General features: G+C 71.1%; 13 protein-coding genes and 3 pseudogenes. 12 read left to right on the forward strand and 4 right to left on the reverse strand.

All coding sequences use genetic code 11. The features are described from left to right. Nucleotides 1–688 precede the first annotated feature (688 nt). The gene (locus NX801_RS03465) at nucleotides 689–1,249 is read right to left on the reverse strand and encodes a hypothetical protein (RefSeq protein WP_258785377.1); all 561 of its coding nucleotides are present in this window, start codon (nucleotides 1,247–1,249) and stop codon (nucleotides 689–691) included. 132 nt (nucleotides 1,250–1,381) lie between these two features. Continuing rightward, nucleotides 1,382–1,555, reverse strand: a complete 174-nt coding sequence (locus NX801_RS03470; RefSeq protein ID WP_258785378.1) for a hypothetical protein — start codon at nucleotides 1,553–1,555, stop codon at nucleotides 1,382–1,384. Between the two features lie 258 nt (nucleotides 1,556–1,813). Between NX801_RS03470 and NX801_RS03475 the strand changes: the two are divergent. From NX801_RS03475 to NX801_RS03520, 10 genes and pseudogenes are all read left to right on the forward strand, one after another. Further along, nucleotides 1,814–1,918 (forward strand): annotated as a pseudogene (locus NX801_RS03475) (SDR family NAD(P)-dependent oxidoreductase); the annotation flags it as partial. Continuing rightward, a pseudogene (locus NX801_RS03480) lies at nucleotides 1,909–2,222 on the forward strand (MFS transporter); the annotation flags it as partial. The pseudogenes NX801_RS03475 and NX801_RS03480, both read left to right, overlap by 10 nt. 118 nt (nucleotides 2,223–2,340) lie before the next feature. After that, nucleotides 2,341–3,288 (forward strand): annotated as a pseudogene (locus NX801_RS03485) (helix-turn-helix domain-containing protein); the annotation flags it as partial. Between the two features lie 293 nt (nucleotides 3,289–3,581). After that, on the forward strand, nucleotides 3,582–4,172 hold the full coding sequence (locus NX801_RS03490; RefSeq protein ID WP_258785649.1) for an RNA polymerase sigma factor: 591 nt from the start codon (nucleotides 3,582–3,584) through the stop codon (nucleotides 4,170–4,172). Beyond that, nucleotides 4,169–5,260, forward strand: a complete 1,092-nt coding sequence (locus NX801_RS03495; protein ID WP_258785379.1) for a CU044_5270 family protein — start codon at nucleotides 4,169–4,171, stop codon at nucleotides 5,258–5,260. The genes NX801_RS03490 and NX801_RS03495 overlap by 4 nt, the downstream gene beginning before the upstream one ends. A 221-nt stretch (nucleotides 5,261–5,481) precedes the next feature. Next, nucleotides 5,482–5,877 carry a hypothetical protein gene (locus tag NX801_RS30970; RefSeq protein WP_428986050.1) on the forward strand — a complete coding sequence of 132 codons (396 nt, stop codon included), beginning with the start codon at nucleotides 5,482–5,484 and terminating at the stop codon, nucleotides 5,875–5,877. Nucleotides 5,878–6,107: 230 nt separating this feature from the next. Next, nucleotides 6,108–7,457 carry an NsdA family TPR-like regulatory protein gene (locus NX801_RS03505; protein ID WP_258785380.1) on the forward strand — a complete coding sequence of 450 codons (1,350 nt, stop codon included), beginning with the start codon at nucleotides 6,108–6,110 and terminating at the stop codon, nucleotides 7,455–7,457. A 950-nt stretch (nucleotides 7,458–8,407) separates the two neighbouring features. Beyond that, complete coding sequence (locus tag NX801_RS03510) at nucleotides 8,408–9,838, forward strand: acyltransferase domain-containing protein (protein WP_258785381.1); 1,431 nt, start codon at nucleotides 8,408–8,410, stop codon at nucleotides 9,836–9,838. A gap of 31 nt (nucleotides 9,839–9,869) precedes the next feature. Beyond that, complete coding sequence (locus NX801_RS03515) at nucleotides 9,870–14,864, forward strand: SDR family NAD(P)-dependent oxidoreductase (RefSeq protein WP_258785382.1); 4,995 nt, start codon at nucleotides 9,870–9,872, stop codon at nucleotides 14,862–14,864. Further along, entirely contained in the window at nucleotides 14,861–15,661 is an 801-nt protein-coding gene (locus NX801_RS03520) for a glucose 1-dehydrogenase (protein WP_258785383.1), read from the forward strand. Before NX801_RS03515 ends, NX801_RS03520 begins: the two co-directional genes overlap by 4 nt. 283 nt (nucleotides 15,662–15,944) lie before the next feature. On the opposite strand, the gene NX801_RS03525 is transcribed toward NX801_RS03520, so the two are convergent. Both NX801_RS03525 and NX801_RS03530 read right to left on the reverse strand, forming a co-directional pair. After that, nucleotides 15,945–16,688, reverse strand: coding sequence for a glycoprotein (locus NX801_RS03525; RefSeq protein ID WP_258785384.1), 744 nt, complete (start codon nucleotides 16,686–16,688; stop codon nucleotides 15,945–15,947). Continuing rightward, nucleotides 16,688–17,215 (reverse strand): sigma factor-like helix-turn-helix DNA-binding protein, encoded by a 528-nt coding sequence (locus NX801_RS03530; RefSeq protein WP_258785385.1) that lies wholly within the window; start codon nucleotides 17,213–17,215, stop codon nucleotides 16,688–16,690. The genes NX801_RS03525 and NX801_RS03530 overlap by 1 nt, the downstream gene beginning before the upstream one ends. Before the next feature lie 839 nt (nucleotides 17,216–18,054). Between NX801_RS03530 and NX801_RS03535 the strand changes: the two genes are divergently transcribed. After that, a complete protein-coding gene (locus tag NX801_RS03535) occupies nucleotides 18,055–19,002 on the forward strand; it encodes an AfsA-related hotdog domain-containing protein (RefSeq protein ID WP_258785386.1) in 948 nt (315 codons plus the stop codon). Beyond that, on the forward strand, nucleotides 18,999–19,742 hold the full coding sequence (locus NX801_RS03540) for a methyltransferase family protein (protein ID WP_258785387.1): 744 nt from the start codon (nucleotides 18,999–19,001) through the stop codon (nucleotides 19,740–19,742). The genes NX801_RS03535 and NX801_RS03540 overlap by 4 nt, the downstream gene beginning before the upstream one ends. Nucleotides 19,743–19,747: the final 5 nt, after the last annotated feature.

The raw sequence follows: 19,747 nt of genomic DNA on the forward strand, positions 1-19,747 counted from the left end.
CCATCCTTCGCCAGGAGCCAGGAGCCAGGAGCCAGGAGCCAGGAGCCAGGAGCCAGGAGCCAGGAGCCAGGAGCCAGGAGCCAGGAGCCAGGAGCCAGGAGCCAGGAGCCAGCGAGGCGGTGAGCCGGTGAGGCCGACCCGGACGCCGTGCGCCGAGGTGTCCTCGCGCCGGCCCCGTTGTGATCCGGTCGCCGTCCTGGATGTGCACACCGCGCCCGAACGGCCGGGGACCCCACGCGAGTCCGGCCAACTCCCATGACCTTTTGGCGGCTTGCCCTTGCCCGAGGCCACGGGAGTACAGTCGTCGGGGGACGGAGGGTAACGGGGGTGTCTGTGCGGCGGGAGTCCATCGCGCGACACGGCAACGGGACTTACGCCGCCCTGGCCGTCGGGCTGCTCGCCGCGTGGATACCTCTCACCAGTCTGACCGCGATGGCTCACACGATGCCGGAGAAGACCGACAGCCGGGCCGCCCGCCCGCGCCTAGGGTCACGCGGCGGACGACCACCCGGCTTCGATCAGGTAGCGGTACGACAAGCCCGACACCGGCGAACGCGCGATCAACCGGCTCGTCGAGCACGCCAGAGCAGTGGGCGCCCGCTACGACGAACACGGCCGCGCCCAACTCGGCGCCGCGACCACCGCAGCCCGCATCACCCGGCCGCGAACATGATCGGCCGGACAAGCCCTAGTTGTCGGGGAAGGGGACGGGGATCGGGTCGGGGATCACTCCGATCAGCACGACTGAGCCGTTCACCTGGCTGACGGCTTCGATCGCGGACCCCTCGGCGTAGACGGCGGCGAGCAGCGGGATGAACATGGCCTCGAGCTCCGGGAACGCCTCGACAGCGTCACCGAGGACCTTTTCGAGCGCCGAGGCAGCGCTGGTGACCATGGCGACGGCGTAGGGATTCATGTGGATCTTGTACCCCAGGTCCAGGAATCCGTAGAGCTCGCACCAGATCTCCGGGCCGGAATCGTCCGGGGACTGCGGATCCGACGCACGCAGCTTGGCCAGGATCGCTTCCTCCGCGACCACGGCCGGCCGCGCCCTCGCCTCCATGGCCTGGCGTGCTGACGCCGCCAGGTCGAGCTCCGCCTCCAAACCCCTGCTCTCCGCCTGCTTGCGCGCGAAGACATCCTGAATCTCTCGGACTCTGGCCTGAACCTCCGCCTCTTCGGGCCTCTCGGTCTTTTCGGCGGTTTGAGTGTTTTCGGTGGTCTCAGCGTTTCCGGCGGTTTCGGCCATGACTCCCCTCGAACCCGCGTGGTCCGGCGATGGACGACATCTATTCAGCCCAATCCGTACGTCGCCGTCCACTCCCCGATCCGGCCATTCCCGCACGCCGTGGCGCGAGGGGCGGCCGGTGCCCGCGGTGTCTCAGCGGCGGCGGCCGGAGCGCCAGGCGGTGCCGACTCCCGCGACGTGCAGCGCCAGAAGCGTCAGTCCCAGCAGCATGACATTGGTCGAGGAGAACACGTCGTTCGTGCCGATCTCGGCGGCGTTGATCAGAAAGGCGATGAAGAACAGAACGGCGGCGGCGATGCCCAGCATGGGTCAACTCCCGTGTGTGAAAGGGACGGACGAGGTCGGTGCAGCAGTTCGTGTGCCCTCCGCGGCGGCGCATAGACGCGAGAACAGGCGTATGGACGCGCGAACAACCGGACATGGCTCCGGCACCCATGGGGCGAGCGCCCGGTGTGGTGCCTCACCACATGGACGGCACAGCCTGGGCTCCCTGGTGTTTCCGGTCATGAACCATGACGCGCCCCACCCCGGCGTGTCCTCGGCGCCCCGGGCACCGGCGCGGATCTGAGCGCCCGAACCGCCCTGGTGACCGGCGCGGGCAGCGGCATCGGCCGGGCCTGCGCCACGGCGCTGGCGGCGGCCGGAGCGCTGGTGCACGTGGTCGACAGGCCGCGTTCATCTCCGAGATGTTCGACACCGGGGTCCGCTACTCCGCTACTCCGGTGCTTCCCTGGGCTCCCAGCTCGCCTCCGTCGCCGCCGGCGCGCTCGCCCCGGTCATCGCCGTGGCACTGCTGCGGGACCACGACTCCGGCACCCCTGTGGCCCTCTGTCTGAGCGCCGCCGCGATGATCACCACCGTCACCGTCGCCGTCGCCGTCGTCAGGGATACCCGCGGCCGCGACCTCGCCCGACCCGCCGGCGATAGCATGCCGCACGACCGCCACCCGTTCGCCGCCGCCGAACGGGCGTGAACCGCCATCTCCGCGCCGCGCTCCCACGGCGGGAGGGCACCCACCCGGGACCGGCCGTGCCCCGCCCGGCCGCGCGGGCGCGCCCGGGCCCCCGCCACCACCCGGGAGGAAGCCGCCCATGGCCACCCGGCCCGGCCCAGCCGACCCGGCGCTGCGGCAGTTGCTCGACCTGCTCGCCGCCGACGCGCCCGCCGAACACCTGGACAGGCCCCTGGCCGAGGCCCGGGCCACCGGGGCCGGCCCGGGGGAGCCGGCCGGGCTCGCCGAGGCGACCGGGGTGGCCCGGGCCGTCCACCGCACCCTGACCCAGCGACGGCGCCGGGAGGCCGAACTCGTCGCGCTGTTCGACACCGCGAGCGACCTGGCCGCCCTGCGCGACCCGGACGCCGTGCTGCGCGCCATCGTCCACCGGGCCCGCACCCTGCTGGGCACCGACATCGCCTACCTCACGCTCAACGACCCGGTCGCCGGGGACACCTTCATGCGGGTCACCGACGGCTCGGTCTCCGTCCGTTTCCAGCAGCTCCGCCTCGGCATGGGCGAGGGTCTCGGCGGTCTGGTCGCCCAGATCGCCCGCCCCGTCCTGCTGACCCCACCGGTACGCCGGGTCCACTCGCCCGTGACCTCGCTCCGCGACTCTCCGGCCTGCTGGAAACACCCGTCACCATCGGCGCCGCCGGCGCCGGCACCGGCTCCGAGGCCCTGCCCGACACCTACGACGAGGCACGCCGCTGCCTGGCGGCGCTTCGGGCCCTCGGCCGAACCGGCGACGGTGCGGGCCTGTCCGAACTTGGCTTCCTCGGCAGCCTCCTCGGTGACCGCACCGACGTCACCGGATGCGTCGACCGGGTCCTCGGCCCGGTCCTCGCCCATGACGCCCGGCGCGGCACCCGGCTCACCGCACACTGGAGGCCTACTACGCCCACGGCGCCGGCCTCACCAGAGCCGCGGACACCCCCCCCACATCCACGTCAACACCGTGGTCCGGCGCCCCGACCGCATCGCCCGACTCCTCGGCCCCGGCTGGAACACCCTCGGCCGGGCGGTCGAAATCCACGTCGCGCTGCGACTGCACCGGCGCGCCGGCCGGCGCCCAGCCGTCCCACGACGGGGCCGATGGCGGCCCTTGAGAGGCCGTCACCAGTCCCCACACCGACCGGACCACCCGGCCCTCCGGTCCTTCCGGCCGGACCGGCGCCCGGAGGTTCCGCGAGCCACCGGCCCCGGTCGTGTCCCCGTGACCGGGACGCCGGAGGGCGCGTGTGGCGTGGATCACCGGAACCCCGCCCGGGCGGCGGAGAGAGCACAGATGTGAGCCACACGGAACAAGACGACGGCAGCGGCCTGCGCGCCCGCGTCATGGCCGGGGAACGCGCCGCGTTCGCCGAGCTGTACGAGGAGAACGCCCGGGCCGTCTACCACTACGCCCTGCGCCTGACCGGCGACTGGTCGAGCGCCGAGGAGGTCATGTCGGACACCTTCCTGGCCGCCTGGCGCGGCCGGGAACGACTGCGTCCCGACGGCGGGCCCCTGCTGCCCTGGCTGCTCGGTATCGCCACGCACAAGGCCCGCAACGCCAACCGCGGCCTGCGCAGACGGCTCGGCTTCCTGTCCCGCCAGCCCCCGCCGCCCCCGGTGGCCGACTTCGCCGCCGAGGCCGCCGGGCGGCTGGACGACGAGCGGCGCCTCGCCGCCGTGCGCCGGGCCCTGGACCGGCTGCGCCCGGCCGAGCGCGAGGTGCTGGTGCTGTGCGTCTGGTCCGGACTGGACTACCGGCAGGCCGCCGAGGCGCTGGACGTCCCGGTGGGCACGGTGCGCTCCCGGCTGTCCCGCGCCCGGGCCCGGCTGCGGAAACTCGCCGACGAACCGGTGGAACCGGGCCGGGCCCGCGGAGAGGACATCGACAGGACCGCGACCGCGGCCCTGTCCGTACGGGAGGAACCCGCGTGAACGACATCCCCGATATCCCCGACGTCGAGGAACTGGCCCGGCTGCTGCCCGAGCCGGTCGCGCCGGAGCTTCCCCGGCGGGCTCACGACCTGCACAGGGAACGTCTGATGCGACTGATCGACCAGGACGGCCGGGACCACCGGGCCCACCAGGACAGCCAGGACCGCCGGGACAGGCAGGACAGCCAGGGCCGCCGGGGTCGCCGGGGTTCGGCGGCGCCCGCCGCGGTCCGGTGGCCGGTGCTGCGCCGCCCCGCCGTGCTGCTGCCCGCCGCCGGTGTCGCCGTGGCGGGGGCGCTGACCGCCGCCCTCGCCCTCGGCCCGCCCCCCGTCCGGTCCGGCACCGCGGAGGCCGGGACCCCCGCCGGGCCACCGGCCGCCGAGGTGGTGCTGGACCGCGCCTCCACCGTGGCCCTCGCCACCGACACCGACCCGGTAGGGGAGGACAGCTTCGTCTATGTCCGCAGCATGGTCCGCGAGGCGGATCTGACCAGCGGCAAGCCGGTTCTCGGTCCGCTGCACCAGCGGGAGGTGTGGCGCTCCCAGCGGCCAGGCCGGGTCACGGTGCCCGGCCACATCCGTGAGAACGGCGAGATGAGCCGGATGAACGCCGAGTTCGGTGACACCGGAGGCACCCCGGTCGGAGTGAACCGCCCCACCTACCGCTGGCTCGCCGAGCTGCCCCGCGAACCGGCGGCGCTGCTGCGGCGGCTGCGCGAGCTGACCCCGGTGGAGGACGGCCAAGAGCAGGACCAGGCCGTCTTCGAGCAGATCGGCTACCTGGTCGGCGAGCAGGTCATGCCGCCTGAGACGGCCGCCGCCCTCTACCGGGCCGCCGCCCGCATCCCCGGGGTGCGCTCGGCGGCGGACGCCTCCGACGCCACCGGCCGGCACGGCGTCGGCATCGTCCGCGACGACACCCGCAGCGGTGAGCGCTCGGAGTGGGTCTTCGGCAAGGACTCCTCCTTCCTCGGTTCGCGCACCTATCTGAGCCGGGACACCGCCCTGGGCCCGGCCGGCACCCTGCTGTCGGCCGACGCCGTCCAGGAGCGCGGCGTCGTCGCCGAGGCGGGTGACCGCCCCAGCTGACCCCGGCCGCCGGTGCCACGTGAGCGGCCCGGCCCCGGGGAGCCGGCCCCGGGGCCGGGCCCTCGCGGTGTGCGCCCGCCCGCCGCCCGCGCGCGGAGCCCGCCGGGGGCTCAGGGCGTCACGGGCCCAGGGGCCTGATCATGATGCGATTCGGGGCGTCGGCGGAGTCACCGATCGATTCGTTCAACAGGCCTCCTCACCATGGGGGCTTCGGGCTTCGAGTGCCTCCCTCACGGGCGGCGGTGATGGAGTTCTTCTCCCGCTGGCGCGAGCAGTTACCGCATGCCCGGACGTACGTGGTGGCCTGCCGCGACTGCGTCAAGACGGACATCGCATACGTCTCCGGTGCACGGGCTGCCGAGCTGTGCCCGGTGACGATCGGCGACATCCACCGGGAACACGGCCGGTGGGGCCGGTTCGCCGTGATCGCCCGCAAGGGCACCGTCCACGGTCCCGGACTGGGCAAGTCCGGCTGGGGCGTCGAGCGGACCTTCGCCCGGGCCCACCGGTTCAAACGACTACGAATCCGCTACGAGATACGCGCCGACCCCCACCTCACGCTGCTCCAACTCGCCTGCATCATCATCTGCTGGGGACGACTCCGGACGTCATTTTGAAACGTTCAGTTGCAACGGTAGTCCTGCGCGCCAATCCAGACGGCATATGCAATCCATCACTCATGGCGTAAAGCATTCGGAAAATGGCCAATAAGAGAGCGTCATGGCTTTGCGCACAGGGAACCTTGTGTAAAGCAGGGCGAATGTCGATCGGTTGGCGCAAGGCGAAATGAATGCTTCAACGTGCGGTCGGGTGACGTCCGGGTCAGGTGTGGGAAGTTGAGGGTCACATGCCGGAGCGGACGCGGAATGAGGCTCTGGCGGCACTGCTGGCCGAGGCGCAGTGGAGCGCCGCCCAATTGGCGAAGGCTGTCAACACGCTGGGCGCGGCGCAGGGATTGAGTCTTCGGTACGATCGTTCCTCCGTCGCGCATTGGCTGGCCGGGGCGCGCCCTCGTCGCCCCGTTCCCGATATCGTTGCTGCTGCCCTGTCTCGCCGCATCGGCCGTTTAATCTCTTCTCGGGCCACCGGCATGCTGCAGTCGTCGCACAGCACTGCCATTCCCGCATTCGGGGTGAGGTGGGCGTCTCCGGTTGAGCAGATACTTGACCTGCTGCGGCAGGACGGCGACTCGAACCTGCGGATTCCGCTTTCCCGGACGCCCTACAGCGTGGCGTCCCTTGCCGTGCTGCCCTGGTCCGCCGCCGAGCAGGCGCCGACCCCAGTGGATGGCGACTTGGTCACGGCAGCGCAACTGGAGACGCACAGCGACATGATCGCGTCGTTCACGAAGCTGGCTGACTGGCACGGGGGGAGGCTCGTCCGGCCGCTCGTCGTCGCCCACCTGCGCGACAACGCGGTGCCGGCCTTGGTGAAACCGCGCCCTGCCACCAGAATGGATCGCGAGGTGTTCACTGCCGTCGCGCAGTTCGTACACATCCTGGCCGGCATGAGCGACGACAGTGGTCATCACGGGCTGACGCAGCTGTATTACCTGTCCGCTCTCGAACTGGCCCGTGCCGCGGGGAACGCGCGGCAGTTCGCGATCGGGCTACGCGCGATGAGTACCCACGCGCTTCGGCTGCGCCTGCCGCGCCAGGCGCTCGATCTCGCCGATATGGCTGTGGCTGTGCTGGGCGGCCGCGGCGATGGGGCGGCTCAGGCCTTCCTGCTCAGCCAGCGCGCGCACGCTCATGCCTGTGCCGGCCGATTCCGCGAGGCCCGGGCCGACTTGATCGCTGCCGAACGCCAGCACGACCGCGCGTCCAGCTCGGCGGGTCCCTTCTTCGTGTACCCGCGGGCGGCATTGAACTACCAGCGCTATCAGACCCTTGGCGCGATGCGGGAGAGCGCGGAGGCCCTTTCGGCTTTGCACGCGTCAGCGCACGACCGCGCGCAGACTGACCGCAGGCGTACCGCGCTGACCCTCGCGCGCCTTGCCGAGGTGTACTTGGCCGTCGGCCGGCTCGACGAGGGGCTGCGCTACGCCCGCAGCTTTCTGCGCGCTTACCCGCATATGCATTCCGCGCACGTTGACACTGCGCGTCAGCGGCTCGGACACGCCCTCGCTCGCTACCCCTCGGAGCCGCAAGCCCGCGCCCTGGCGGAGCAGATGAGCTCAACACGCAACCCGGGATAGAGAACGGGGCCTGCCCGTCACGCACGCTCAGCCGACTACCGGCCTGCTGGGGCACCCCCTCCGCGTACGGGTAAGGGCGCCCCGCACGCTTTCACAAGTGCGCAATCGTTCAGCGCGTGCACGCCTTGACTGCTTTGAATCTGCGTTCTTCGGATATGCGCGGGCACCCGTTCTCTACCACTGATACGGCGATCACGCGATCCAAGGACCGACTTCGGGATGGGCAACTCCATGGGCAGGAAAGAACACATCATCGGTCGCTCCGCTCAGCACAGTGGGCGACTCGCATCCAGAACGCGAGAGAGGGGCGCCGAGACGCCGGCCGGACGGCCGGAAATGCCGACGCGCCACATCTGCGGAACTGGACGAAAGCCGGTCCTCGTCGCGGTCTGTTCTCCCGGCGGGTGAGGCGCGGGACGAACCCGATCCAGGTATCTGTCGTGGCCTCGACCGAACCGTCCGGCCCCCGGCGCTCCCCGGTGCATCGCCACATCGATCCTTCGTCCGTGAGGCCCGGGCCCAGTCACCAAGCCGTACACCAGGAACTGCGCGACGAAGCCATGGCGGAGTCGTGTGTCAACCCGTCCCTGGCAGCCCCCATGGCCTTCTCATACGGCCTGCGCCCCGGCTTGCACCAAGTCGAACAAGCCGGATCAACCGTCAGCGTGCCTGAACAACTGCAGAATATCCTGCGGTTCGCTTTGTCCGGCCTGCGGAGTGCAACCGTGCGCCAGGCGTGATCGCCGTTCACCGATCGCCCCCGCTGAGTCCGAGCCTGCGCGGACGCGGACAGTCACCTGCCCGGTGAATCGGATCAGCGCACCGGTGGCGTCGCGCTGCGACAGGCACCAGCGGCACCAACCAGCAGACCGTCGTGTGCCGTTGAGTGCGCCCGCAGATGTGCACAAGTGCGCTGCCTGACAGGGTGCGTCGAAAGGATGGAACACCGCATGGACCACCAGGTTGCTTTTCTCTTTCCGGGTGTGACGCAGTACGCACCGCAAGGGTTCGCCGACCTGTGCCGCACCCGCTCCGAGGCCATGGATGTGCTGCGCCGCGTCGACGCCGTCGCACGCTCCTGCGACCTGCCATCTCTGGAGAACGTAGCCCTCTGCGACCCGCCGACCACCCTGGCGCAACTGGAGGACAAGGAGCCGGCCGTGCTGCCGCTCCTGCAGTACGCACTGGCCCTCGCCACCGCCGATGGCTTGCGTTCTGCCGGAATAGAGCCGCACGCAGTGGCCGGCCACAGCTTCGGAGAGCTCTCGGCCTTCGTCTGCGCGGGAATCCTGAGCGTGGAGGACGGAGTGCGCGTGATCTGCCTGCGCATGCGCGCCATCGGAACGACGAGGGGCCGCGGCGGCATGCTCGCCGTGCAGGCCGCACCGCCGCGGGTGGAGCACCTGCTGCGGGCCGTCGCGTCGCCCACGCTGGCCGTCGCGTGCGTCAACACCCCCCGTCAAAGCGTGGTCAGCGGAACCTCGTCCGAACTCGACCACGTCGAAAGACTCGCCGCGGCCCTCGACTGGCAGACCGTCCGCCTGAGTTCGCCCTATCCCTACCACAGCCGTCTGCTGGCGGGGCTGGTCACTCCGCTGCGCGAAGCGCTGCAGGAGGCAGGGGTCAGGGCTCAGGCCCTCACGACGCCCACGCGATGCGTGTTCCACGACCGGTGGCACGACGACTCCGACGACCTGCTGACCCACATCGCCGAGATGCTGATCCGCCCGGTCCGCTTCGTCGACTGCGTGCGGTCCCTGTACGACGAGGGCATCACCCACGTCGTCGAGTGTGGTACCGGCGACACCTTGACGCGCTTCGTCGAGGCGAACATCCCGCGTGTCCAGGTCGTCGTCCCGTTGCCGGACAACACCGCCACGCCAGACTTCGCCCGGCTCGCAGCCGGTCTGCGGACCCCGGGCGGCGGTGCGGCCACGGCCCGGCTCCCCCCAGTCCCGGCCCGCGACTCCGTCACCGGTCCGGCACCTTCGGCGCCCACATCGCAGCGGAAGAGCTCCGCCGATGAGCCGGCCGCCGCCCCCACCCCGGCACCGGGGCCGACACCGCGGAACGCCCCCGAAGGCGCGGCTCCGTCGGGTGCCGCGGCCGAGGGGAAGCAGGACCGCCAGAGGGTGGTGGCCGTCCTCGGGGACCTGTACGCGGAGATCACCGGCTATCCCGCGGACGTGTTCACCGAAGACGCGCACGTCGAGGTCGAGCTGGGTATCGACTCGCTGCGCCAGACCCGCATGCTGGCCGCGGTAGCCGAGAAGTTCGCTGTGCCGCTACTGGCATCCGGGGTTCGTATCAAGGACTTCCCCACGATCGGCCACATCGCCGACGCCGTCGTCGAGCACACGTCCCCCGCAGCCGCTTCCTGAACCCCGGCCCCCATCAGAAAAGGCTTCCGCGATGTCACAAAGCCGTAAGCCGACGCAGGCCAGACCCCCGGTCGCCCTCGTCGGCATGGGCCTGGCGCTGCCCAACGCCAGCAGTCCCGTCGAACTGTGGGACCTGCTGCACACCACGCGAGCCACGGTCAGTGAACCGACCCCACTGCGCATGAACCTCGACCACTTTCTGTCCTCGACACCCGCGGACGACAAACTGGGCGAACGCGTGGCCAGCTTCCTCAACGCCTTCACACCACACCCGCGGCTCATCGACGACGTCAGGTCCGGTCGCTGGAGCCCGGCCTCCTCTGCCCCCGCGTCCTGGCTGCGCCACTGTGCCTTCCAGGCGCTCGACGGCGTATACGTCGGCACCGGGGACCGTTCCCTTGCCGCCATCGCCCTTTCCGCGGACACCGTGCAGGACTTCGAGCGGGACTCCATCGCCATCGGCATGCGTGAACGCATGGCCGAGGCGGTCGAGAAGCAGGGTTCGCCCGCCGCCGAGCGGGCGATCTGGACACTGGGCGAGGAACTGGATCGCCGCTACGCACAGGCGGACAGGACCGGCATCGGCCGTACCCCCGACGCGCTGTGCCGCCAGGCCCTGTCCGGGGTGATACCCCACATCGACGAGCTCGCCGTCGTCACGGCAACCTGCGCCTCCGGGCTGGCCACCGTGAACCTGGCCGTACGCCAACTGCGCGACGGGGTCTGCGACGTGGCCCTGTGCGCGGCGCTGCACGAGCTGACCCCGCGGCTCATGGTGACCCTGCGGCAGGCCGGAGTGCTCTCACCGTCGCACCAGGTGCGTCCCTTCGACCAGAACGCCGACGGCACCGTGTTCGGTGACGGTGCCGTCGTTCTGGTTCTGAAGACGCTGGAGCGCGCCCAGCAAGACCGGGACACTGTTCTGGCCGTGGTCGCCGGCTACGGCGAGGCGTCCGACGGCCGCGGCAAGTCCATCAGCGCCCCCAACCCGCTGGGTCAGCGGCGCGCGGTGGAACGGGCCTGGCGGACCGCCGGCATCTCCGGCTCCGACCTCGGGCTACTGATCGCGCACGGGACCGGAACCCGCACGGGAGACCCGGTGGAGCTCGGAGCTCTGGAGATGGCGCTCGACGGGGGAGCCTGGCCGCCGATCGTCACGAACAAGGCGTGGACCGGTCACACCGGTACCACCAGTGGTTTGGTGTCCGTCGTGCATGCGGCACTCGCCCTGCGGCAGGAGGAGATACCCGCCCAGCGCTTCTTCGGCGGGCTGGCCGACGATCTCGAGCTCGACACCAGGCCCGAGGTTCCCACCGGCGACACCCCCTGGCCCGCGGGCGCCGATCCGCGCCTGGTGGGCATCTCCTCCTTCGGCATGGGAGGCGCGAACGCCCATCTGGTACTGACGGACTCCACCACGCCTGCCGAGGACAGCGATCCGGCCCCCACCGAAGACGTCGTCCTGGTCGGTTGGAGCAGCGCGTTTCCCGGTGACTTCGGTCACCAGAGCGCCACGGACTGGATCGCCCACGGAGGCAAACCTCCGGCCCCCCGCTTCGGTGACGACTTCCCCATGCCCGACTTCCGCGAGCTGCGGATCCCGCCGTCCATCCTCGACACGATGGACCGCACCGAGATCATGGCCCTGCGCATGGTGCGCGACCTCATGAATCGGCTCGGCACCGACGGCGAGGATCTGCGTGAGCGCACCGGGGTTCTCATCGCGCACGTCGGCCACACCCAGGCCGCCGCGAACCACATGCTGCGCTGCTATGTGGACGACAGCGCACAGGCGTTCACCCACCGCGACGACGACGCGGACGTCACCGCCGCCATCCGCGACGCGCATGCCTCCGTCGCTGAAACTCTGCGCACCACGGTCGCTCCGGCCAGCAGTGACACCATCGGCACCAGTGTCATCGCGAGCCTCATCGCCGGCTGGACCACGAACTATTTCGACCTGCATGGACCGCATCTGGCCGTCGAAACCGGTGTCGACGCCGGACTGTCCGCCCTGCATGTCGCGGAACAGTATCTGCGCCACAACGACGCGGACCTGCTGTTCGTGGCCGGCCTCAACGCCCACTCCGGCCTACGGATGGACCACAGCACCGGCACCGCGAAGGCCGGCCGACGCGCAGCGGACGGCGGCATCACCGTCGCCCTTGCCCGCCGCTCCGTCGCCGAACGCGAAAACCTGCCCGTCCTCGCCACACTGAGCGCCGGCCCCAGCAGCCGGAGTCCCGTGTCCGCCACCCCCGCCTGGCAAACGGCGCCACTGGCCGGCAGCGAGCTGACCTACCTCGGTGCCGACGGCCTGCTGGCCTGCCTCAACGCAGCCCTCACAGCCAGCACTCCCGCGCACATCGCTCCCCAGTTCTCCAGCGGCCCCTACGCCACCATCAGCCCCTCCGGCGACGAACCCGACGCCGCAGACACCGACAGCGACGAACAGGAGACAGCCCCCGGCCGCCCGCGCCCCGAAGGCTCATCGGCAGTACTGCACTGCGACAGCGTCATCGTCTCGCGCCAGCACCCTCAGTGGACCGAGGTTCCCGTTCTCGACCAGGGCGCCGCAGCACGCACGCAGCAGCCGATACCGCCCGACACCCTCATCGTCACCGACATCCCGCAGACCGTCATCGAGCTGGACCTGCCCGACTCCGCCCGGATCTGGAGCACCACCGACCTCACGGGCAACCACCCGCACCTGCACGTCGTCGACCCGGCAGACCTCGACGCCGCACGCGCCGCACTGCCCGCCGGCATCCGGCACCTGCGCGTCATCACCACCCTGACCGACCTCGACCCCGCCTCGGAAGCAGACCGGCTCGAACGCGTACTGACGCTGCACGACCTCACCTTCGGCGCCCTGCAGACCCTCAACGACATGCTGACTGCCGGCGCGACCGCGGCGGCGCTCCTTCTCAACGCCGTGCGCCACGACATCCCTCACCCCGCTGCGCACCTGTTCAACGGCCTGTTGAAAACCCTGGCCGTCGAAGCGCCCGCAGCCTCCGCCTGGACGGTGGCCACCCACAGTCAGAACCTGCCCGAAGCCCTCACCCAGCTCAATGAAGAGGCACAGGCGGATCACCCGTTGGGCATCACGGTGCGCGCCCCGCACGGACGGCGTTTCTGCTACGCGCTCCAGCCACTGGACCCCGAACCCCCGCACACCCCGGCCTCCGCCGCCGTGGACGACACCCTCGGCACCGACAGCGTCGTCGTCGTGTGCGGCGGAGCCACCGGCATCACCGGTGAGATCATGACCGCGGTGGCCCGGCACTGCTCTCCCACGATCTACCTGCTGGGCCGCACCCCCGCACCGGCCGGCGGCAGCGCCGACCTCCTGGTCGCCCCACCGGACAAGCCGACCTTCCTCGCCCAGCAGCGCGCCGAACGCCCCGGGGCGACAATGGCCGGGTTGCTGCGCGACCACAGCCGGCTGTCCAAGCAGTACGACATCGCCCTCCAACTGGCCGGACTGCGCGACCACAGCGGCAGCGACCGGGTGCACTACCTGGCCTGCGACCTCACCGACGCGGCATCGGTGAATGACACCATCGCCACCATCCAGCGCCGGCACGGCGGCATCGACCTCCTCATCCACGCTGCCTCCGCCGCCCGGCCCGGATCACTCGCCAACAAACGGCTCACGGACTTCCGGCGAGGTCGCGACACCAAGGTCCGCGGCTACCTGAACCTCCGGGCGGCCACCGCGGACAACCCCCCACGCCTGTGGTGCAACTTCGGCTCTTTCATCGGCTTCGCTGGCTGGCCCGGAGAAGCCGACTACGCCTCCGCCAACGACTTCCTCTCCGGAGCCGCCCGCTGGTCCCGCGCCATCGAAGACCGCAGTGAATACACCATCAACTGGACCGCCTGGGCAGAAGTCGGTATCGCCGCCGACAACGACGTTCGCACAGCCATGCAACAGCTCGGCATCGACGAGTTCATGACACCCGATGAAGGCGTGCTGTGGTTCTTCCGGGCCCTGCAGGACGGCAGCCGGCCACCCGTGATCGTGCACCTGCCCGCCTCCGAAATGCGCTGGCTCCTGCGCGAAGCCCCCACCCTGTCGTCCACCCGCGCCGACGCGAATGTTCCCGCCACCCCGGCGACACCCGTCACCGCCACGCGGACCTTCGCCCTCGACCGCGACCGAGACCTCGCCCACCACATGATCCGCGGCCGCCCGCTGGCCCCCTCCACCGTCGTCATGGACATGGCCTTTCGGGCCGCCCGGGAAGCCATCCCCGACCTCAGACCCACCGGTCTGCGCGACCTTGAACTGGACGAACCCGTCATCGTGCTGCCCCACCGCACAAAAATCCTCAACTCGACGATCACCCGCGTCCAACGCGATCACGACCAAGCCACCCTCCACTTCGAAGTGACCTCCGACCTGACCCATCCCGCCACCGGCCGGCCACTGCGCCGGCAGACCCACGGCACCGGCACCGTCGTGATGTCCGCCGACCCACCCCCGCCGCCCGCCTGGCAGCCCCCCGACCCGGCGCCACAACAGCCCGTGCCCAACCCCATCCACACGCCCAACCCCGTCTCCTACGTCAGCGGTCCCTTCGTCTGCACCTCCGATCACCGCTCCGACACCCACGGAGCCTCCTCCACCATCAACGCCCCCCAACCCCAGTGGAAGGACTCCTTCGCCAGCTATACCGTGCCGGTCCGCCTGCTCCAGGGCTTGCTGGAGATGACCTACCTCGCCCGGGCAACCGCGAGCGACATCCCCCTGCTCCTCCTGCAGCACATCCAGCACATCGACTTCTACACCGACGCCGGCGAGGACGCCCTCCTGGAATCCAACGCCACGGGACTGCGCGTCTTCGCCACACCCGGGGGCGACACCATCACCGTCGTCAGCGAAACCGGCACCGTCCTGGCACAAGTACGCGGTGCGGGAGGCACACACATAGGCGACTTCAGCCGCGACACCACCGCCATCACCGAACACCACGGACACCGCGCCGACACCTCCTCGTCCGCCAAGGCCGCACCATGACACGGCGACTGGCGGACAAGGTCGCCGTCGTCACCGGCGCCGCCCGCGGCATCGGGCGTGCCATCGCCCTCAGATTCACCGACGAAGGAGCCCACGTAGTCCTCGCCGACCGCGACGAGGACGCCGGCGCGCACACCGCCGCCGAAGCAGCGGGACTCTTCATCCCCACCGACGTCACCGACCCACAGGCCGTCGAGCGCCTCTACACGCTCACCACCCGGAACTACGGACGCCTGGACATCGCCGTCAACAACGCGGGCATCTGCCGGGCCGATGACGGCGACATCCTCGAGACCACCCTCGCGGCATGGGACGCGACCCTTGAGGTGAACCTGCGCTCCATGTTCCTGTGCTGCCGTTTCGCGCTGATGCACATGCGCCCCCGTGGCAGCGGAAACATCATCAACATGTCCTCTGCCGTCGCCTTGACCGGAACACCCGCCGCACCTGTCGCCTACACGGCCGGCAAAGGAGCACTCGTCGCCCTCACGCGACAGATGGCGGCGCGGTACGCGGGCGAAGGCATACGCGTCAACGCCCTCTGCCCCGGCCCGGTCGACACCGCCCTGTTGGACGACCTCTTCGCCACCGACCCCCGGCGAGCCGTCGACCGCCTCATCGTCACCCCCATGCGCGGAGCGACCACCCCCGACGACATCGCCGCCGCGGCGGCATTCCTCGCCAGTGATGACGCCGCACGTATCACCGGCACAGCCCTCCCCGTCGACGGCGGACTGACCACGACACACGTCACAGGTCTGCCCGGGCCGCACCCCGCACCCGCACCACACCGGTGACGCGCACGTCTCCGGAGAGCCGGAAGGGCATGGCCGGATCCTGTCGGTTCGCCGCGCCCCGGGCCACGCCGGATTACGTCGACTTTCCAGCCGCGGAACGAGCCCGGCGGCGCCCGCGGCCGGGTGGTTCGGCACCGGTGCGCATAGCCGTCGCCGGACCGGGCAGAAGCTGAGCAGACCCCGCCGTGGCTCCCCCGTCCGCGGCGGGGTCGTACGCGTCCGTCACCGGCCCCCGAGGACCGGGGCCTTCGCCGGTCCTCGGGGGCGGGCGAGTGGTGCGGGGTCAGCAGGGGGTGGAGCCGAGCCGGGTCAGCCGGCTGTCCGGCTGCGGGATCTCTCCGAAGTCCTCGTCCGCCCGGTCCACCGTCAGGCTGTTGATGACCGCCTCCAGCCGGGGTGGCAGCCCGAGCGGGCGGCCCTGCTGGCAGCGGCTGATCAGATCGTGCCGGACGTGCTCCGGAAGGAGCGGGTGCCGTCCGGTGGCGCGGTTCGCGCACGATCCGGGCAGCCGGCGGGCCTGGACCCGCCAGTGCCGGGCGTCGCGGTACTCGGCCTGCCGCTGGTGGATCAGGAAGCAGCAGAAGGCGGCGGTACGGCTGCCGGCTCCGGCGGCGAACTCGAACCAGAAGCGCGCCTCCTGCCCGTACCCGGCCAGATGCAGCAGAGCGGCGAAGACCAGGGCGCCCTCGGGCTGGATGTCGTCGTGGTCGAGCAGTCCGGCCAGGCTGACGTGCGCCTGCTGGGCGTCCACGATGAGCGCGACGGCCAGGTCCAGATCGTGCGCGGCCTGCTCATGGGCCGAGAAGAAGGGCGGCCGGGGAGCCGGCGGCCGCTCCGGCGCGCGCGGCTCCTGGAACTCCCGGGACTCTCCGGAGCTTTCGCGTTCCCCGGCCTCCTCGGCCTCAGCCAGCCGGTACACCCGCTCAAGGGCCGCCTCGGTGTCGTAGTCGTCGTAGGTGTCGGCGAGGATCTCGGAATCGCCGAGCACGAGGTCGATCTGCTCGGGTCGGTCGTCGGTCGGGCGCACTACTGCTCCGCGTCGTGGTCGGGGTCGTGGTGGGGAAGGCCGAGCTCGGCGGCGATCTGGCGCCGCGCGTGCCGGACGTGGCTGCGGACGGTGGCCTTGTCGCAGCCGAGGTAGTCGGCGGTGGCGTCCTCCTCCATGCCGAGCATGAAGCGGAGGACGATGACGTCGTACCGGCGGTCCGGGAGCTTCGCGATGGCGGCGTACAGGCCGATCTCCTGGGGGAGTACGGTGAGGGCGTCCCGCATCTCGTGGATCCAGAGCCGCTGGAGCGCCTTGGTGAAGGCACCGGTGCCCACCACCTGCGGGGGAAGGCCCCGCTCGTCCAGCCACCGCTGCACCTCCTCCCGGAGCGTCTTCCAGGCGTAGTCGGGCACCGAGGGCTGTTCCTGGACGTGTCCCCACCGGCGCTTCAGATCGGCGAAGACCCGGTCGACGACCTTCTCGGCCTCGCGCCCGGTGCCCATCTGAATGTGGGCGTACCGCATGTAGAGCTTGCGGTGGAACTCGTGGAACGCCTTGAAGGTCACGGTGTGATACGGCACCGTCCCGGGGCCGGCATGACCCCGCGGCCGGTTCGTTCGTGGTGCCATCACCGGAGCTCACCCTCCCGGGCGGGTGAGGGCGAGCCGGCCGGCGTGCGCGGGGGTGCCGGGGGCGGTTGCCGGAGGTACGGGACCGGGCGCGGGTCCAGGTTCACAAGTGCTGTCCTTGCTGAGCGCGCACCGCACCGCGCCACAATGGGCGGTGTCGGTGGGGAAGTTGAGAACTCCCCATGCGTCAAGCGAAGCCGATGACCCGGGTTTCTGTGCAACCCGCGCCCGCTCTTTTTTGCTGAAAGTAATAATATGACTACCGATTGGTAGCTTCCGTGAGGAAGCCATGACGTGGCTCATGCGGGGGCCCGGCGGGGGTCTTGCGGCATATTCAGGCCAGGTATTGGCGTACCGGCGGGGGACGTACGGCGCGCCGGTCGGGCCGGTCGGCCCGGTGCGGGGGGCCGCTTCACCTGCCCATGTGGTCCCGGTGCGCCGGGGGTGCGGCGCGGGCGGGCGCGGGGTGGCATGATCAGCGAGTCGGCCGCCGATCGGTGAGTGACACGCCGGACCGGAACGCCGTCCTGTGCCCGGCCGGGTGGCGCAACGACGCCTGGAGATGGCTCAGTTCAGCCCTTCGGTGTTCGCCAATGCCGAACGGAGAACGTTAACTTGCTGATCACTCACCCGGCAGGCGGTGGAGTGGTCGGCCATGCCGACCCGGGGGAATTCCCACCTGCCCGACATGTCGCCGCCACGCCGGCGGGACAGCCACCGGGTGTCCTCTGTGACGACACATCGAACGCGGTGCACGGAACCAAGGGGAGGCGTCCATGACCACTTCGGCGGCGCGGACAGCGCACACACAGTCAGCGCGCACACAGGCAGCGCAGGCAGCGCGGACGACTCGGACGGCTCAGCCGGTCCGGGGCGATCTGGCTTATGAATACCGGCTGGTCTGGGAGGCCAGCCTGCTGGTGGATCCGGAGGACCCCGTGTTCTTCGACCATCCGCTCGACCATGTGCCCGCGATGATGCTGGTCGAGGGGGCGCTGCGGCTGGCCGAGCGGGCTGTGACGGTGGTCGGGAGCGGGCGGCGGATGTACACCGGTCGGGCCGCGTTCCGCTTCGGGCGCTTCTGCGAGCTGGCGCCGGATCCGGTGGTGCGGGTGTGGTCGGCCGACGAGGGGGTCGGCACCTGGGATGTCGAGTTCCGGCAGGGCGAGACGGTGCTCGGCGGCGGCGAGGTGGAGTGGCGCGCGGTCCCGGGCGGGACGGCAGGGGACGCGGTGCGAGCGGCGGACGGCCCGGAGGCGGAGCCCGTACCGCCGGCGCTGGTGCACCGCGCTCACCCGGAGAATGTGCTCATCGGCGGCTTCGAGGACGGACCCGAGCGCGCGGGCTCCGGGGGCCACCGGGTCCGGATGCTGTCACCGGGGCCCGGGCACTACTACCGGCGGCAGAGCCCGGAGACCCGCTCCCTCGGAGAACTGATGGAGGGGATACGGCAGTTCGGCATACTGCTGGCCCATGAGGCCCGCGAGGTGGAGCTGGGGCGGCACTTCGTCGTCAAGGGCGTCGAGGTGGACATGGAGCGCCCGGTCGGCCGGTCGGAACCACTGGTGCTGCGCTCCACGAGCCTGCCGCGACAGCGCGGCCGGGGCACGGGCCGGCTGGGCTTCACGATCGAGGCGGGGGACCGGCCGGTCGGAGCCGCGCTGGTCAGCGGCACCGTGGTGTCGTCGGAGGCGTACCAGCGCATCCGGGGAGCCGCCCGATGACCCCGGAGCCCACCGGCACCGGCCGGCCGTACGCCGGGCGCCGGACGCCGGAGGCGGAAGCGGGAGCGGGGGCCAAGACCGGGGCCGGGGCGGAGCCGGACGGGCGGTCCTGGGCCCGGCGCCCGGAGAGCTGGTTCCCGCCGCTGCTGTTCACCGCCGGACTGGCGGCGCTGGCGTACGGCCTCTGGCACCACACCGGCATCGCCCGGATCGTCGTGGCGCTCTATCTCCTCTGGGTGCTGGCCGAGTTGCGGATCACCTTTCGCGGCGACCCCGGTGAGACCGGCGGGGCGGACCGGGGCAGCATGCCGCTGTACGGGATGGCCCGCGGCCTCGTGGTGGCGACGGCGCTGTTCGTGCCGGACGGCTGGCCGGGGCGCCCGCCGGCGGTGACGGCGCTGCTGGTCGCGGTGTTCGCCGGCGGTGTGGCGCTGCGCCTGACGGCGATCTGGCAACTGGGGCGCTTCTACTCGCACAAGGTGCGCACCCTCTCCGACCACCGGATCGTCCGCACCGGCCCCTACCGGTTCGTCCGCCACCCGGCGTACTCCGGAATGATCCTCGCCCACCTGGGCTTCACCGGCCTGTTCCTCAACCCGGCGAGCGCCGCCGTGACCCTGTTCCTGCTGGTCCCGGCCGTGATGCACCGGATACGCGTGGAGGAGCGCACCCTGATGCGACTCGATGGATACCCGGCCTACGCACACGGCCGCAAGCGGCTGATCCCGGCGGTGTGGTGACCATG

It is taken from the genome of Streptomyces pyxinae (assembly GCF_024756275.1).
Lineage (GTDB): Bacteria > Actinomycetota > Actinomycetes > Streptomycetales > Streptomycetaceae > Streptomyces > Streptomyces pyxinae.